This is a genomic window from Citrobacter sp. C1, assembly GCF_014596895.2.
In the GTDB taxonomy this organism is placed as follows: Bacteria; Pseudomonadota; Gammaproteobacteria; order Enterobacterales; family Enterobacteriaceae; genus Citrobacter; species Citrobacter gillenii.
In genome coordinates, this window is record NZ_CP115035.1 from 2,459,523 (window position 1) to 2,476,611 (window position 17,089).

General features: G+C 52.9%; 16 protein-coding genes. 3 read left to right on the top strand and 13 right to left on the bottom strand.

Annotated features, from left to right (window positions below):
• Positions 1 to 24 precede the first annotated feature (24 nt).
• The 7 genes from IB214_RS11865 to IB214_RS11895 are packed head-to-tail and all read right to left on the bottom strand — an operon-like array spanning position 25 to position 6,950.
• Entirely contained in the window at positions 25 to 963 is a 939-nt protein-coding gene (locus tag IB214_RS11865; RefSeq protein WP_117342795.1) for an ABC transporter ATP-binding protein, read from the bottom strand.
• Positions 956 to 1,942 carry an ABC transporter ATP-binding protein gene (locus tag IB214_RS11870; RefSeq protein WP_117342794.1) on the bottom strand — a complete coding sequence of 329 codons (987 nt, stop codon included), beginning with the start codon at positions 1,940 to 1,942 and terminating at the stop codon, positions 956 to 958. The genes IB214_RS11865 and IB214_RS11870 overlap by 8 nt, the downstream gene beginning before the upstream one ends.
• On the bottom strand, positions 1,939 to 2,835 hold the full coding sequence (gene ddpC, locus IB214_RS11875; protein WP_096757047.1) for a D,D-dipeptide ABC transporter permease: 897 nt from the start codon (positions 2,833 to 2,835) through the stop codon (positions 1,939 to 1,941). The genes IB214_RS11870 and ddpC overlap by 4 nt, the downstream gene beginning before the upstream one ends.
• Positions 2,832 to 3,854 (bottom strand): ABC transporter permease, encoded by a 1,023-nt coding sequence (locus IB214_RS11880; protein WP_096757048.1) that lies wholly within the window; start codon positions 3,852 to 3,854, stop codon positions 2,832 to 2,834. Before IB214_RS11880 ends, ddpC begins: the two co-directional genes overlap by 4 nt.
• Positions 3,855 to 3,902: 48 nt before the next feature.
• On the bottom strand, positions 3,903 to 5,465 hold the full coding sequence (locus IB214_RS11885; RefSeq protein ID WP_096757049.1) for an ABC transporter substrate-binding protein: 1,563 nt from the start codon (positions 5,463 to 5,465) through the stop codon (positions 3,903 to 3,905).
• Between the two features lie 16 nt (positions 5,466 to 5,481).
• Entirely contained in the window at positions 5,482 to 6,069 is a 588-nt protein-coding gene (ddpX, locus tag IB214_RS11890; RefSeq protein WP_096757050.1) for a D-alanyl-D-alanine dipeptidase, read from the bottom strand.
• Between the two features lie 14 nt (positions 6,070 to 6,083).
• A complete protein-coding gene (locus IB214_RS11895; protein WP_117342793.1) occupies positions 6,084 to 6,950 on the bottom strand; it encodes a MurR/RpiR family transcriptional regulator in 867 nt (288 codons plus the stop codon).
• Between the two features lie 400 nt (positions 6,951 to 7,350).
• Here IB214_RS11895 and hdeB point away from each other — a divergent pair, with 400 nt between their 5' ends.
• Together hdeB and IB214_RS11905 are read left to right on the top strand one after the other, a co-directional pair.
• Entirely contained in the window at positions 7,351 to 7,680 is a 330-nt protein-coding gene (gene hdeB / locus IB214_RS11900; protein ID WP_115258498.1) for an acid-activated periplasmic chaperone HdeB, read from the top strand.
• A 156-nt stretch (positions 7,681 to 7,836) separates the two neighbouring features.
• The gene (locus IB214_RS11905; protein ID WP_117342792.1) at positions 7,837 to 9,780 is read left to right on the top strand and encodes a methyl-accepting chemotaxis protein; all 1,944 of its coding nucleotides are present in this window, start codon (positions 7,837 to 7,839) and stop codon (positions 9,778 to 9,780) included.
• A 48-nt stretch (positions 9,781 to 9,828) separates the two neighbouring features.
• On the opposite strand, the gene IB214_RS11910 is transcribed toward IB214_RS11905, so the two are convergent.
• Together IB214_RS11910 and IB214_RS11915 are read right to left on the bottom strand one after the other, a co-directional pair.
• A complete protein-coding gene (locus tag IB214_RS11910) occupies positions 9,829 to 10,968 on the bottom strand; it encodes an HlyD family secretion protein (protein WP_117342791.1) in 1,140 nt (379 codons plus the stop codon).
• A 2-nt stretch (positions 10,969 to 10,970) separates the two neighbouring features.
• A complete protein-coding gene (locus tag IB214_RS11915; protein ID WP_096757054.1) occupies positions 10,971 to 11,309 on the bottom strand; it encodes a DUF3302 domain-containing protein in 339 nt (112 codons plus the stop codon).
• 198 nt (positions 11,310 to 11,507) lie between these two features.
• Here IB214_RS11915 and IB214_RS11920 point away from each other — a divergent pair, with 198 nt between their 5' ends.
• A complete protein-coding gene (locus IB214_RS11920) occupies positions 11,508 to 12,146 on the top strand; it encodes a helix-turn-helix domain-containing protein (RefSeq protein WP_135953050.1) in 639 nt (212 codons plus the stop codon).
• Between the two features lie 40 nt (positions 12,147 to 12,186).
• On the opposite strand, the gene IB214_RS11925 is transcribed toward IB214_RS11920, so the two are convergent.
• The 4 genes from IB214_RS11925 to IB214_RS11940 all read right to left on the bottom strand — a co-directional run bounded on the left by IB214_RS11925 (position 12,187) and on the right by IB214_RS11940 (position 17,088).
• Positions 12,187 to 13,554, bottom strand: a complete 1,368-nt coding sequence (locus IB214_RS11925) for a glycoside hydrolase family 10 protein (RefSeq protein ID WP_117342789.1) — start codon at positions 13,552 to 13,554, stop codon at positions 12,187 to 12,189.
• Positions 13,555 to 13,566: 12 nt separating this feature from the next.
• A complete protein-coding gene (locus IB214_RS11930) occupies positions 13,567 to 13,854 on the bottom strand; it encodes a VF530 family protein (protein WP_096757060.1) in 288 nt (95 codons plus the stop codon).
• A 157-nt stretch (positions 13,855 to 14,011) separates the two neighbouring features.
• Positions 14,012 to 15,346 (bottom strand): HlyD family type I secretion periplasmic adaptor subunit, encoded by a 1,335-nt coding sequence (locus tag IB214_RS11935; protein WP_117342788.1) that lies wholly within the window; start codon positions 15,344 to 15,346, stop codon positions 14,012 to 14,014.
• 2 nt (positions 15,347 to 15,348) lie between these two features.
• The gene (locus IB214_RS11940; RefSeq protein WP_137400132.1) at positions 15,349 to 17,088 is read right to left on the bottom strand and encodes a type I secretion system permease/ATPase; all 1,740 of its coding nucleotides are present in this window, start codon (positions 17,086 to 17,088) and stop codon (positions 15,349 to 15,351) included.
• Position 17,089 lies beyond the last annotated feature (1 nt).

Consider the following 17,089-nt stretch of genomic DNA (forward strand, 5'->3'; position numbering starts at 1 on the left):
ACCAGGCACACTATGCCCGTGCGGTCAGATTTCGCTAACTGCCCGCCAGCAGCGGACTTCACTCCCGGTCTCGTTTTTCAATAATGCCTGTTTCTTCTCACATCCCTGAGTCGCCAGTGGGCAGCGATCGCGGAAATAACATCCCTGCGGTAGGGTTCGATTCCCCGGCAACTCGGTTTTACGTAACACCAGATCTTCCGCCAGCGGTGCACCGGTTTTAGGGACCGAGTCCAGCAACAGACGTGTATACGGGTGCGCGGGAGAGGTTAATACCTGCTGCGTGTCACCCAGCTCGACGATTTGCCCGAGGTACATTACCGCCACGCGGTCGCTCATATGCCGCACGACCGACACGTTATGCGAGATCAGCACATAGGTCAGGTTTCTGCGTGCCTGTAGCGCCACCAACAGGTTGAGGATTTGCGCCTGTACGGAAATATCCAGCGCCGAGGTGGGTTCATCAAGCACAATCACATCCGGCTCAGAGGACAACGCGCGGGCAATGGCAATGCGCTGGCGCTGCCCGCCGGAAAACGCGTGCGGCAGGCGGTCAAGGTATTCCGGACGAATCCCCACGTGTAACGCCAGCTCTTCCGCAAGGGCGCGGCGGTGACGTTCGGCGCTGCGCTTTTGGATCCACACCGGTTCGGTAATGATCCGCCACACCGGTAAGCGCGGATCCAACGACGAGAGTGGGTCCTGAAAGACCATTTGCATGCCGCTGTGTTTTTCTGTGCCGCGAGCGTATTGCCCCTGACTCGGCCTGAGCATCCCCATGAGCAGTTGAGCCAGCGTACTTTTGCCACAGCCAGACTCACCAACGATACCCAATGTTTCCCCCTGGCGAATCTGTAAATCTAACCCGTTGAGCGCGTGCACGCGCTCGGTGACCTTGCCAAGCCAGTTTTTTCGGGCCGGGAAGTTGACATGTATATCCTGAAGCGACAGCAAAATGTCAGTCATGACGAGTCTCCAGTTGGGGATACCAGCAGGCGGACTGCTGATCCGCATGCCCCTGACTGCGTAATGCCGGGACCGCGTCACACTGTGTCCCGGCCGCATAACAGCGTTCGCGGAATGCACATCCGGCAGGCAATTGGGTTAAGTTCGGCACGGTACCCGGGATTGCGGGCAGCAGCGCGCGGGGCTCTCCGTGTTCTGGCGCGCATTTCAGCAAACCAATGGAGTAGGGATGCGTCGGGTGCTGAATCACCGTCTGCGTCGGGCCGCTTTCGATCACGCTTCCGGCATACATGACATACACCCGGTCGCACAGTTGCGAAACCACCGCCATATCATGGCTGATAAACAGCACCGCCGTGCCGCTGGCCCGCGCTTTATGCTTCAGCAAGCGCAGTACCTGCAGTTGCACCGTCACATCCAGCGCGGTCGTCGGTTCATCAGCAATAATCAGCTCCGGCTCGCAGGAAAAAGCCAGCGCGATCATCACCCGCTGGCGCATACCGCCGGAAAGCTCAAACGGGAAGCGCGACATGACTTCGGCGGCGTCCGGGATTTGCATCTCCTCCAGTAAGGCGATGGCTTTTTGTCGCGCATCCGTGCGGCTGAGTAATTGATGATGGCGGATCACCTCTACCATTTGCTGGCCAATGCGCCGGGTCGGGTTTAGGGCCGTCATCGGCTCCTGAAAAATCATTGCCACGCGCGCCCCGCGCCATTTGCGCATTTGCTTCTCGCTGGCGTTCAGCACATCTTCACCGAGCAGCGACACGCGCCCCTGGTGAATGCGATAACTGCCCTCCGGCAGCAGGCGCATGGCAAGCATGGCGGTAACGGATTTCCCGGAGCCGGACTCGCCGACCACGCCGACAATCTCACCCCGGTTGATGTGCAACGAGACATGGTTCAACGCATGCACGTCAGCTTTATAACCGGGGAAGCTCAGGTGCAAATTTTCAATTTCCAGTACGGGTTGGCTCATGACTGTTTTCCTCCGGCTTTCGGGTCCAGCAGGTCACGAATACCGTCGCCAAAGAGATTGAAACCCACGGCGGTGATCAGAATGGCAGCACCGGGAAACGCACAGTACCACCACTGGTCAAGCACGTAGTTGCGGCCAATTGCCACCATGGCTCCCCATTCCGCGCTCGGTTGCTGCGCACCCAGCCCGATAAACCCCAGCGTGGCGGCCATCAGGATCGCACTGCCGATGTCCAGCGAGGCCTGCACGATCAGCGGCGGCAGCGAATTACGTAAGATATGCCAGCTAATCAGATGCCAGCGGGACGCGCCGTACGTACGGGCAGCCTGTACGTAGGTAAACTGGCGGACGACCAGGGTTTGTCCCCGGGCCAGACGTACGTAGAAAGGAATGCGCACAATCGCAATGGCCAGCATGGCGTTAAACAGGCTGGGCCCCAGCGCAGCGGCCAGCGCCATGGTCAGCACCAGCGAGGGGATCGACAGCATCACGTCCATCACGCGCATAATAATCGCGTCCGCCCGTCCGCCCATCACGCCGGACAGGCAGCCCAACAGTGAACCAATCCCACCGGCGATACCCACTACCACCAGTCCTGCTACGATCGACTGCTGGCTGCCGACCAGTACACGGCTAAACAGATCGCGTCCCACTTCATCAGTACCAAACCAGTGAGTAGCTGACGGGGGGAGCAGACGTGCGGTGAGGTCGATCGCATTGGGATCGTAAGGCGTTATCCACGGTGACAGCACCATCATCAGCAACATCAGCACGATGATCGCTCCGCCAATCAGCGTCAGCGGGCTGCTTTTCATCATCCAGAACAGTTTGGCCCAGTCGCGGCGACGGTGAGCGCTCGGCGAGGTGGCGGGCGTTTCTTGTGAGAGCATCATTGTGTACCTCCGCGTCCGATGCGCGGGTCAATCCACAGGTAGAGTAAATCCACCACCAGGTTGACCAGCACATAGGCAAATGACACCACCACGGCAAATCCCATGACGGCCGGGAAGTCGAGCGCCTGTATGGAGGTGACGACCCAGGCGCCCATGCCTGGCCACGCGAATACCGTTTCGGTAAGTACCGCGCCGTAGAGCAGATCGCCCAGCGCCAGCCCCAAGACGGTGATGGACGGAATGAGCGCGTTGGGCAGCGCATAACACAAAATGATGTACCAGCCCGGTAAACCGCTGGCGCGGGCAGTGCGGATGTAATCCTCGCTAAGCTGTTCGAGCATAGCGGAGCGGATCTGGCGGGCGACAATGCCAAGATGTACAAAGGCCAGCGTCAGGGACGGTAAGATCAGATGCTGGAGCGCATTGAAAAACACTTCGCCATTGCCTTCCAGCAGCGCATCTATCAGGTAAAACCCGGTAACGTGCGTCGGTGGATCCAGCCAGTCATCCAGGCGTCCACCGCCGGGTAATATTTGCAGATGACCGTAAAACAGTACGATAACCCCGAGACCAAGCCAGAACGCCGGCGTCGAAATACCGGTGATTGCCATCAGACGCACAAGGTGGTCGAGCCAGCGGTTACGCCAGACTGCGGATAAAATCCCCAGCGGGATCCCGATAATCAGCGCCAGCAGCAGGGAGCAAAAGGCCAGCTCAAGCGTGGCGGGGAAGAACACGCGCAGCTCATCCATCACCGGACGTCCGGTACGAATCGAGGTGCCTAAATCGCCCTGAAACACATCGCTGACGTAGCGAAAAAATTGCACGTACAGCGGCTGATTAAGACCCAGCTGTTGGCGAATATTCTCAACAATTTCATCACTGGCGCGATCGCCCGCCAGCAGCCGCGCGGGGTCGCCCGGGATCAGGTGCGAAATAATAAAGGTGATGACGCAAACACCGGCCACCACCAGGATAAGTCCCCAGCAGCGCTGGCGTAAAATGCTCCAGAAAGTCATTGGCTTCCCCTTGCGGAGCCAATGCGGCTCCGCATAAACGTGGTGAGATTATTTACTCATGGTGGAGATGTTGAAGACCTGTTCCAGCATTGGGTTAAATACAAATCCTTTGACGTCTTTGTTCATCGCCAGCTGGTAGTTTTTCTGGAATAAATAGACGTAGGCCGCTTCATCAATCACGATAGTTTGCGCCTGCTGGTAATCGTTGGTTCTGGCCACCTGGTCGGTCGTTGACAACGCGCTGCGCAGCAGCTTATCGACCTCACTGTTTTCATAGAATGAACGGTTGCCTGGTAAGCCTTTTTTATCCGACTCAAACCAGTAGTTCATAAACATGTACGGGTCGGCGAAGTCCGGGCTCCAGTTGCCGATGGCGATGTCGTAATCACCTTTACCAACGCGGTCACGCATGGTGGCGTTGGCCAGTTTTTCCAGCTTGACCTTGATCCCCAGCTTGCCAAGACTGGCCTGGGTGGCGAGGGCAATCGGCTCCCAGTTCGGGTCGTTATCCGAGTACAGGAAGCTCAGGCTGTCTGGTTTGTTTGCGACTTTGTCCCACTCGGCTTTGGCTTTCGCTTCATCAAAGCTGTATTGCATGGCTTTTTCATCAAAGCCCCACATGCCTTCGGGGATCGGGCCGCGCATCTGCTTACCGTTGCCGCTGAGGATCCCGTTTACCATGCCCTTATAATCCGTTGACCACGAAATAGCGCGGCGTAAATCCACCTGATTGAGCGGTGCTTTACTGTTGTTCAAGTACAGGTAGGTCACGCGCAGTGACGGGTAATCCGCTACTTTGACTTTGCCTTCCTGCTTTAAGGCGGCAAGCTGATCGACGGGCAGCGCATCAGCAATATCGATATCGCCGCGCGACAGCTGCAGACGACGGGAGGCGCTTTCACCGATGATTTTCACCGATACGCGCTTAAACACCGGCTTGGTGCCCGCCCAATGCGGGTTCGGCACCAGAACCAGCTGCTGTCCTTTTTGCCAGCTCTTTAACATAAAGGGACCCGAGCCCGCCGTATTCTGGGCAAGGAAACCGCGCGCATCGTCGGCGGCATGTTCTTTTAACACCGCCGGGTTGATTATTGACGCGCCGTCATTCGCCAGCGTGTACAGGAAAGGCGCGAACGGCTGGCTGAGGGTAAATTTCACCGTACTGGCATCAATGGCCTCTACCTTCAAATCTTTCGGGAACGCTTCGGCAGGTCCCTGACCAATTTTGATCAGGCGTTCAAAAGATTGCTTCACCGCCTCAGCCGTTACCGGCGTGCCATCGGCAAATTTGGCCTCGCTTTTCAGGGTGAAGGTCCACTCTTTTTGATCGTCAGACGCCTTCCAGCCGCTGGCTAAATCGCCTTCTACTTCCGTGGAGCCTTTATCACCTTCAGTTTTGTACTGCACCAGACGCTGATAAGACGGATAGGTTACCGTCCAGTCGTTGTTATCAATCGTGACGGCAGGATCGAGCGTTTGTGGATCGGCGGCTTTACCGATCACCAGCATATCCTTAGGTACCGCGGCTTGTGCAGCGGGCAGGGCTGCCGCTAATGCTAAAGCAATCAGCGCGGGGCGAAACAGCGATGTTAAGGCGTGTGTTGTCTTCATAACCAGGCTCCAGAAATTAAAGGGGGTGTGGTGTTGTTATTTGGGGGGCAGGGAAACACGCAATACAGTCATCAAGCAGGGGGTAACGAGCTGCGTCTGGTAATTCAAAATGCCACCATTCGCTGCTGATCCCGACAAAACCGCCACCGGACATAATGGCATTCAGCATCAGTCGATTACGCTGTGCGGGTGGCGCAACGGAAGGATGCCAGGCGTGGGAACGATCGTGCATTTCATCAAAATCGGCCCCCATATCGAGGACATTGCCACGTTCGTCCATCAGCGTGACGTCAATGGCCGTGCCGCGGCTGTGATTGGAGCCAATCGCGACATCGACAACGTACTGCGGATCCGGGCAGGCATTCCATAGCATCGCCTGCGCCTGCTGCGGACGATAAGCGTCGTACACCACCAGATTCAGGCCCGCCAGTTTCGCAATGCTGATGCTTTTGGCCAGTCCCGTGACCGCATCGGTGTGTAACAGGCAGCGCGCTTCCCGGTAGACGGGGGCGCCGGTAATGTTATCGCGGGTAGCGTATTTGAGATCGATATGCAGTGACGGAAAGATCACCGACAGATCGACCAGAACAGAGGTTTCTGGCATAGCACGATTCCTGTTTATTGTTCGAATTGACCAAACTGCTGTTGGAGTTGGCGATTGGTTTGCAGGCGCCCGGCGAGAGCGTCGCCCAGTTGCGCCACCACCGCGGAGAGTAATAAGTTGAACAGACAGCTGACGGGGGCAAGGGAGTCCCAGAAATGCCCGGTGTCGGTTTTCACCTGGAGTAAATCAATACCGTAGTCTCTGGCCCACGGACACCAGACATCGGTTATCAGCGCCAGCGGAATGTGGCGGTCGCGGGCGACCCGGCAATATTGTCGTGATGTTGCCGAGTAGGCGCGCATATCGGTTATCACCACATACGGCTGGTCAAACCCTGAATTCAGTGACTCAACCCAGCTTCCGGACAAGCCCTCGGAGTAACTGACTTTGGGTCGCAGGTATTCCAGATGGCTGAAAAAGGCGTTGGCAATCCCGCGGGTCGACTGAATGCCGAGGATATACACGGCCTCGGCGTGTGCCAGCTGTTGCGCAATGCGTAAAAATGTCTCGCTTTGCGCCAGTTGATAAACATGGGTAATGGCATCAATTTCCAGCAGCAGCGACTGCTGCGCCCGGTCCGGCAGACGTTGCTGCTGGTGCCAGGAATCAAGCCGTTCATTCATTCCCCACGGCTGATAGGGGATAACAGGCAGTTCGCGCAGGCTGGCTTTAGCATCTTCCAGATTGCGAAAACCCAGTTTGCGCAGATAGCGTCCAACGGTAATGCCACTGGTTCCCGTGGCCTTAGCAATGCCGTCTGCAGTTTCAAACGGGATCTGCGCAGCGTGTGCTAACAGCCAACCGGCAACACGCTTTTCACTCGGCGTAAGCTGGCTGAAGGTATGTTCTACCCGGGCGAATAATTCAGGTTTTGATGTCATTACCGTCTCGCTGTTAGTTGCCTGTCAGATGCCGTGTCGTTGTTACTGGATTAACAATGCAGGACGCGTGCCATGTCTGCGCCCCCGGTTTACTGGCGCCATTTGTTAAATAATGCGTAATTTTATTAACCAATGATCAACATTTGTGCAGCGTAGTTCAGTTTTGGTGCAACGGTAGGGAAAGCGGGGTATGAATCGGTGGATTTCGTCGGGACGATCACATTGTGAGCGATATTTTCCCCACTGACATCAGAATTGGTAACCCGAAATATAAATTTCAGCCATATCAACGACCATCATCTTTATTCTTTTAATAGTAGGGGTATTATTTTTCCCGAGCTACATTAACGGTTTAAAGCGCAAGTGTAGATATTATCTATATTATAAATGGAGTACTACAATGAATAAATTCTCCCTTTCTACCGCAGGTATTCTGGTTGCCGCGTTGTTAACCAGTGTCAGCGTCAATGCAGCAACTGAGACCACAAAAACTGAAGTGACGCCTAAAGGAATGAGCTGCCAGGAGTTTATTGATTTGAATCCACAAACCATGGCGCCGGTTGCCTTCTGGGTGCTGAACGAAGATGAAGACTTCAAAGGGGGTGACTACGTAGACTATAACGAAACGATCACTACTGCGGTTCCCCTGACCATTGAAATGTGCAAAAAAAATCCACAGAGTGAATTAAGTAAAATAAAAGCCGAGATCAAAAAAGAATTATCTAAATAAGATTAAACACTTATTAAAACCCAGCCACAGTGCTGGGTTTTGCTATACGTGACAGTGTCACATGTATATTTTCACATCCTCTGATAAATCATCATAAAGATATAAACACCCGTGCCGATACTGCTTAAAAGTTAGCCTTTTGCAGAAGGAGTTTGTATGGCCTGGTATCCTACTCGTATTTCCACACGTTTAACCATTGGCGGCATTCTGCTGCTTGCCGTCACCACCCTGGTGATTGTCGCGATTATGCTCTGGCGCGGTCAGCCCAGGGTTGTTGAGATCAATACCGCCCTGATCGAAGAGACGGGGCAAGGGTTAACCCGCCAACTGAGTACCGTGCTATCGCGTATTGAGGGCGAGACCGTTAGTCTGTCACGTCTGGCTGAAGTATTACCTAACGATGAATCCCTGTACCAAAGCGTGGTGCCGCACCTGATTGGCGAGGATAAGAATTCGATTATTACCGGCGGCGGGATCTGGCCGGAGCCAAATGCTTTCACTCCGGGCGTGGAGAAGCGCAGCTTTTTCTGGGCGCGTAACGCGGAGGGAAAACTGGATTTTTCCAACGACTATAACGCCGAAGGTTCAAATGGCTATCACAACGAAAGCTGGTATCAGCATGCCAAAGGGCATTCGCAGAACAGTTGTTTGTGGTCTGATGTTTATCAGGATGCCAGTTCTGGCGTCAATATGGTGACCTGCAGTATCCCATACCTGCACTCGGGCACGTTTGCCGGAGTAGCGACCACCGATATTCGTCTGGATAACGTCGCGACCTTTATGCAGCAGCAGGGCAACAGCACCGGTGGCTATGCGTTTGTGGTCGATAAACAGGGACAAATCCTGTACTTCCCGCAGGCCGATAACGCAAAACAGAAAACATTTAGCGATCTGTCCCGCAGTGCGCAATGGCTGGCTCCGGTCGAAAATGGCCTGAAGTCGCTTCGCGTTGCCAACGGGGTGAAAACCATTACGCTGGAAAACGATGGCGTGCTGAACACACCGTCGCGGGTGATGCTGTTCCCGATGGCGGACACCGGCTGGGTGGTGGGCCTGGTCACGCCAGAATCACGCATTGTTGGCCTTGCAAAAGTGATGATGCAGGACGTCCTGGAAGTGTTGATCCCGATTATGACGGTTCTGCTGGTGGGCTCCTGGCTGGTGGTGCGCAGACTGATCTCGCGTCTGGACGATACGCGTCGCGCTCTGGATGATATTGCGCAGGGCGAAGGTGATTTGACCCGTCGTCTCGATGTCCGCGGCAAAGATGAGATTTCAGCCATCGCGGAGGCGTTTAATCTGTTTGTCGATAAAATCGCGGCCATCCTGATTACCGTCAGAAGCAGCAGCGTGGTGGTCGCCAATAACGCGGTCAGCCTGGCAGACAGCAATATGGAGCTCTCTTCACGGGTGACGCAGCAGGCAGCGGCGCTGGAAGAAAGTTCAGCGGCAATGGAACAGTTAAATGCGACCGTTCATCAAAATGCGAGCAATACGCAGCTGGCAGATGAGTTATCCGACAATACCGCGCAAACGGCCAACCGCTGCGGCGATGTGATGCAGGGGGTGATCTCCACCATGGATAACGTCAGCGGCTCATCCGGCAGAATGGTAGAAATTGTCGCGGTGATCGACAGCATTGCTTTCCAGACCAACATTCTGGCCCTGAACGCTGCCGTTGAGGCCGCTCGCGCGGGCGATGCGGGGAGAGGATTTGCCGTTGTCGCCTCTGAAGTTCGTACGCTGGCACAGCGCAGCGCTACAGCCGCTCAGGAAATCAAAGCGTTGATTGATGAGTCGGTGTCTCATGTGGGCAGCAGCAGTCAGCAAATTCACACTGCCGGCGAACGGCTGGAAGAACTGGTCAGCAATGTGCGGCAGGTACGCCAGTTGATGGGTGAAATTCGCGTAGCGGGGGAAGAACAACGCAAAGGTGTTTCAGAAGTCACGTTGGCGGTAACTGAAATGGACAGCACCGTGCAGCAGAATGCGTCGTTAATCGATGACGCTGCCGCACGTACCCAGGTGCTTAAAGAAGAGGCCGAGCAGTTAGCGCTGCTGGTTTCGACATTCAAATTGCCTGAACCAGCCGCGGCCTGATTCCGCAAAACTGGTATTCGGGCGCAACGCCTGCGCCCGAATACGCCATTAGTGATCCAGATACAGGTAGTGCATCCAACTGGTCATACGCAACAGTATTTTTCGCAGCAACGACAAGGCTTCAAAATGATGTGCGGAATAGACCGCAACCTGCGCGGCCACGCCATCTGGCAACTGCTGTTCCGCCTGATTCTCACCGACATCAATGCTCACTAGCACTTTGTTGCTTCCTGGCGCCATATTCAGCGATTGTAACGTGCCTTGGGCGTAATAGGCTCCGGTAGGGATTACCGGGGCCACGTTCACCACTTTTCCTTCGATCACCTGTCCCGGCAACCCGTTAAAAACAATCTCTGCATCGTCGCCTACATTAAGACGTAAAATAGCGTTCTGACGGAAAGCCGCCACAATTTGATTCTTATGGGCAGGAATAAATACCATCACCGGTTTAAAAGGGAGCCTCGAGGCATAGGTTCCGGGCCGCACCAGGAGTTGGCTGATATAACCGTCACTTGGAGCACGAACAATCGTTTGTTCATAATTGAATTGCGCCTCATCAATTTGTGCCTGTAAACTGGCAATCTGTGAATTTTGACCATTAATACTGCTGTCGAGTTCTTTTTGAATGCTGTTCAACTCAGCATGGGCGGCATCCATCGCCGCATCCTGCGCCAGATAATCCTGACGCGCGGTATCAATATCATTGGCGGTAAAGGGATTAACCTTAGCCCGACTTCCTTGCTGGTAGCGCTGATAATTTTTGTAATACTTATCGCGCTCTGCTTTCGCCTGCTCAAACTGAAGACGCGCGCTGTTGCGTTTTTCTTCCAGCGCCATAACGTCATGTTTTTCCGTGACAATGTCCGCTTCCAGTTTTTCCAGTTTGGCTTTGTAGCGGGTAGGGTCAATTTTAAACAGAATCTCACCTTTTTTGATCGGTGTATTAATTTTGTCCGTGACTTCAGACACCACGCCCGTAACCTGTGGGACAACAGGAATACCCACTACCAGTTTTTGCGCATCCTCGGTATAGGGATGGTTGTAATTCATGGTGAGAATTAACGCGCCCAGCATAACTATCCCACCAAGAACCGCTGTAGGGACTGTCCATTTATTTAACGGTACTTTAAATATCTTGAAAATGGCATAAACAATAGCGGCGTAACTTAATACTAATAATGTTTCCACGATCAATTCACCTTCGATTCCTGCACATTACCGGGTGCTATTTTTTCGAGTGTTTTCTCCAGCGAGGCGATCCGCGCGGTAAGTTCCTGCGTATCATTACGCGAGACATGACCATGCCAACCCTGTTTATCACTGTATAACGTTGCCCATATCCACAGAAATGGCCAGAGCGCATGTAGCGTAAACAGGCTTACCCAACCAGCTACATGGATCGCATCCAGATGTGGGTGATTTCTCTTTTTGGCAATTTCATAGGGAATGTCATGCAAAATCAGTACGCCATAAAAAATAACTAAGAACACGAAAATGAGCATCGCTAATGCAATATAATTGAGTACCATAAAAACTCCCGTTGTTAGCGATACATTATCGCCATATTTTTAATGGCAAAGAGTGTTAATATGTTAAAAGTATAAAATAAGACTTCCTCGAAAATTATCCGATATAAGCCAATCCAAAATTGGATTTTCCTCATTTGCTTTTTCCGTTCAGAAGGATAATTATTGAAGAGAGGCAATATAAATAATCTTGAGAACGCTATGACAAATCCCCCCGAACAATCAGGTCGCAGTGACGAACTTCTGGCGGCAAATATTTCCATACTTTTCAATGCGTTATTACCACTTTCCGAACCGCAATCCTTATATCGCAGTGGGTCTTTTATTATGGACTCGCAGGGAGAGAACGGAATTTGGCTGCTGACAGAAGGGAGAATCGTGATAAGACGTCGCATTGATGGTCTTATTCTGGCAAGCCAGCAGGCGCCGATAATGCTGGGAATGGCAGAGTTTTTTCTTCCTACCGGGCAAAACTTTTATGATATTGAGGCCGTCAGTCCTTGTACGACACACGTTATCAAGAAAACAGATTTTATGACGGTCGTGAATCGCGATCAGTTATGGGAGTCGGTAGCGGTCGTTGAAGCCTACATTATCCAGGTAATGAGCCAACGCGATCGCCTTATCACCAGCCGGAGTGCCACAGATATGGTCTGGGGACACCTCGAACTGCTGCAACAAGAACCTGAGGAGATCAGACAAAGGATCTCTGCAGCACAATACATTCGGGATCGTACTGGACTTTCGCGTAGCACGGTTATGGATACCCTTGCCAGACTCAAACGGCAGGGGGCAATCCAGCTTCAGCGCGGTCATCTGGTGTGCATCTGTATCGACTAACATCCGCCGCTTGATGCCATAGCGGCGGACAGTGGCAACATTACTGCCCCCAGCGGTTGCGGATATAGGTTACCGCATCCTGGGTTTGGGGTTGATTGAGGTAATCCTCTCTGAACAGGATCGTACCGTTGATGTGCGGTTCAGTCTCGTTCATATCGAGCTGTTTTTTCAGTTCCGGAACACCACCGTTAACCGCCCAGTCGGGCTCTTTTCTTGACGGCTCACCAACCTTATACAGCGCAACCCCGATATACAGGCGCGTGTTGGTTGACTTGACCACGTTCGCCCACCATTTTGCCAACACATCGTAACGCGCGGCATCCCGGGCAAAAGGCCAGTAAAGCTGTGGGGCGATGTAATCCAGCAGGCCCAGTTGAACCCAGCGGCGTGTATCTGCATAGGATTCATCATAGGCCGCCGCACCACGCGTGTCGGAACCCGCCGGGTCGTGCGAACGGTTACGCCATACGCCTGCCGGGCTGACGCCGAACTCCACTTCAGGATTCAGTTTCTTGATAGTCTGCGAGACCTGCGCAATGAGCTTTTCTGTGTTATGGCGTCGCCAGTCCGCTTTCGAGGCAAATCCTTGACCATATTTTCTGAAGGTCTGACTGTCGTTGAGCGCAGAACCGGGTGATTCGGTATAGAAGTAGTCATCAAACTGCACGCCGTCGACGGGATAATTCTCAACCACTTCCGCCACGATGCTGGTTACCCAGTCCCTGACTTCAGGAATGCCCGGGTCGAGGACGAAACGCTCACCCGCCGTGCGGATCCAGTCCCGATGCAGAACAAAAACGCTGGATGGGTTCTGGGACAAGGTATTATTTAATTCCGTTACCGTTCCGGGTTTGGTGTTGACAGAAACGCGATACGGATTAAACCAGGCATGGACTTTCATCCCACGCTTATGGGCTTCGTCGAGCATAAACTGCAGCGGATCGTAACCTGGATCTTCACCAATTTTGCCCGTCAGGGTATCTGACCACGGCAAAATTTTGGATTGCCATAGCGCGGTGGCATCTGGCTTGACCTGGAAAAACACGGTGTTGATCCCAAGACGCTTAAGATTATCCAGCTTATCCGTCAGCGCTTTTTTCTGCTGGCTAATGCGGATGGCGGACGAACTGCCGTTAACCGAGGAGATCGGCGGCCAGTCCAGGCGCGAAACCGTTGCCAGCCAGACACCACGCATCGGCTCCTGACTACGCTGCGGTTTGGTTAACGGCGGCTGTGGCGAGGTTTTCGGCACCGGCGGCTCGGAAGAGCAACTGCCGAGTAAGAGCATGCTGCCGACGAGCACGGCGAACCATTTCACGTTGGTTATTGGCAGTATGTTGCGAGAACGGGCGACGAGATTCGCCAGCTTTTTCTGGTAATGACCTGAAATAAAACCGGGTGCAGACATCTGAAAGGGCTCTTATTTCTTATTAGCGCGACTATTAGCCCAGGGATCGAAGTCCGGTGACTCGGTGTTTTCCGGGGCGTCATCATTCAGGGAATCAAGATACAACGCTTCTACTTCAGCGCGCGCCCAGGGCGTGCGGCGCAGAAATTTTAAACTGGATTTAACGCTGGGATCGTTTTTAAAACAGTTGATGTTGATGAGTTGACTCAGCTCAGCCCAACCAAAGCGGTCAACCAGCGCAGTGACCTGCATTTCAAGCGTTACGCCGTGTAAAGGGTCTTTCGAAGTATGAGCATTCATATGAAGTCCAGTTCAGGGGTGCAAATTAATCATTCACGCACGCAGTAGGCTTGCGAAGGGGAAGGTTACAAGAAAGCAGGGCGACCAGCAATGGCATAAACAGGCCTGATGCTCGCGAATGAGCACCAGGGTTCCTGTCAGGGTAATGAATTGACGATCAGTATTCTTTAAACGCCAGTTCCAGACGGGCGAGTAAGGGTTTAAACAGGTAGCTTAAAAATGTCCGCTCGCCGGTTTTGATCGTTACGCTGGCGGGCATCCCGGCTTTAATCTTGTAATCACCCAGCAAGCGCGCACCTTCAGAGGAAACCTGCACTTCGGCGAGGTAATAAGGCTGTTGAGTGGCTTCATCAATTAACCGGTCAGCGGAGACGGTTAACACATGCGCAGGTACTGACGGCAGCAACGCGTGGTTAAGTGCCGGGAACAGGACGTCCACGGTTAACCCTGGCGCCAGTTTATCAATGGCATGTACCGGTATTTTGGCATCGATTTGCATCGGTTGTCCGGCGGCAACAATATCCATCAGATGTTCGCCCGGCTGAATTACACCGCCAACGGTACTGACCTTAACGTCCAGTACCACACCGTTAATGGGGGAGCGAATTTCTGTGTTATCCAGCTCATGACGGGTAGATACCAGTTCATCTTCCAGCATGGCGACTTCTTTTTGGTTTTCGGTCAGTTCAGACTCTACCTCACGCAGGTATTGATGACGCGCCTGATATGCTTTGATTTTCAACTCATTTTGCTGAGATTTGAGTTTGGCAATGTTCAGAATATCTTCGGATACACTGCTGGAGATTTCAGCGGCCTCACGTTCAAGCACCAGTAATTGCGCTTTCGGGTAGTAGTTTTTTTCACTCAATGCACGAATTGCGCCGAGCTCGCGGTTAATCAGCGTGAACTGATGATCGCGATAACCTTTTATTTTGTTGAGATTTTCCGTCTGCCCGATCAGGCCATCAAGCGTTTCCTGAATCATCGACAATTCATCCTGAATCGTTTTACGCCGGGTATCAAAGAGTTTGGCCTGCAAATTTCTGACTTCTGTCAGACGTTTATTCCCGGAAAATTGCTGAGTCAGCGCGCTATTGAAGGCAATCTCCTCCAGGCCGTCTCGCTCTGCCATCAGCCGGTCTTCAATACTTTTTGCTGAAATATACTGCGCGTTTAAGGCACTGAAACGCATATCGAGCTGCATTTTATCCAGACGGACGAGGACCTGATTTTTTTTGACCTGGTCACCTTCTTTAACGAAGATATCCGTTACACGTCCGCCGCTCAGATGTTGAATTGTTTTCCGGTTGCTTGATACCGTCACCGTGCCATCCGCGACCACCCCGGCATCCAACGGCGCCTGTACCGCCCAGAGCAGGAAGCCGCCAACGCCGAGCACGATGACGATGATTCCCCGAACAATCGGCGCCCAGATATTGGTATCCACACCTGAAGAACCCGGATTTCCAGAACCTTTTGTATTCTTTTTCATCTTCATGCCTCGCGTTTTTGTTCATTGTTGGATGAAGACGCTGTCGCCACTGGTTTTAATACATTGGCCTGGCGTAACGTGGTAAAGACCTGATCACGGGTACCAAACTCCTGGATAGCCCCTTCATTGAGCAGTAAAACCTTGTTCACCACACCGAGCAGCGTGGGGCGATGGGAAATGATTACGGTGGTTTGCCCCTGGGTTCTGAGGGTATTAATCGCCTTGATGAGGGCAAATTCACCGGCATCATCCAGGTTAGCATTTGGCTCATCAAGGACCAGAAATGCAGGGTTGTTATACACCGCGCGCGCCAGCCCGATACGCTGACGCTGACCACCTGATAATTGATATCCACCTGAACCCAGTAAAGTGTCATACCCCTGCGGCAGGCGCAGGATCATCTCGTGCACACCCGCAAGCAGCGCGGCCGCCACGATAAGTTCACTGTCATTTTTCGTAAAACGGGCAATGTTTTGCGCGATTGTGCCGTCAAACAGTTCGACATCCTGCGGAAGGTAGCCGATGGACGGACCCAGCAGTTCTTTATCCCACTGACAAATGTCCGCGCCGTCGAGCCTGACTTTACCCGATAACGGTTTCCACACGCCGACCAGCACTTTAGCCAGCGACGTTTTGCCTGAGGCTGACGGGCCGATAATCCCCAGTACTTCGCCTTGTTCAAGCTGAAATGAAATATTGCGTAGCAGCGGAGTATGCTGACCGGGAGCGGCCGCAAAGACGGCTTCGACGCTGATATTGCCTTTGGGTTTTGGCAGAGTCAGGACATCTTTCGGTGCCGGGTACTCCTTCAGCAGGTTTGATAACTGGTGCCACGCGCTGCGAAATTGCACAAACTGCTTCCAGCTGCCGATCACCTGTTCAACCGGGTTCAGAACGCGCCCCAGAATAATCGAGGCGGCAATCATCAGGCCGGGGGTAATTTGTCCCCCGATCACCAGTAGCGCACCGGCGCCCAGCGCGATGGACTGCAATAACACTCGCACGAAGCGGCTCAGGCTGCTTAATCCTGCCGTTTTGTCGGCGATCTGCGTTTGTAATACCAGCACCTTGTCATGCTGGGTTTGCCAGTTGGACTTGAGGGTAGAGAGCATCCCCATCGCTTCAATGGCATCAGAGTTTTGCAACTGCTTATTGAGTTTGGTGGCATTGTTGATGGTCAACGCATGGGCTTGTTGAATAGGTCGCTTCGTCGATAATTCAGACACTATGGTGAGAATAAACAGTATGGATATCCCGCCGAGGGAGAGATATCCCAATAAAGGGTGGACAAGAAAGGCGATGAATAAATAAATGGGGGTCCACGGAATATCCAGCAGAGCAAACAGGCTATTGCCAGAAAGAAACTGACGAACCTGGTCAAGTTCTGCTATTGACTGCGCGGGATTGTTCTCTCCGGTGGCAATCTTTCTTTTAAACGCCGAGTTAAAAATCAGCTGGCTTAACTTCACATCCAGCCGATTTCCCAGACGAACCATGACCTTAGCACGGGCTGATTCAATCATGGCAATGACAGTATATAAACCGACAATAAGTAAGGTTAACATTAACAGCGTGGTGGTGTTTTTACTCACCAGAACGCGGTCATAAACCTGTAGCATATAAATTGCCGGCGCCAGCATAAGCATATTAATCACACAACTAAAAAATAACAGGATAAGAAAAGTAGGTTTCGTTCCTTTTAATGCATCATTCAGTTCTGTTGGCGTATGCTGGCGCGACATA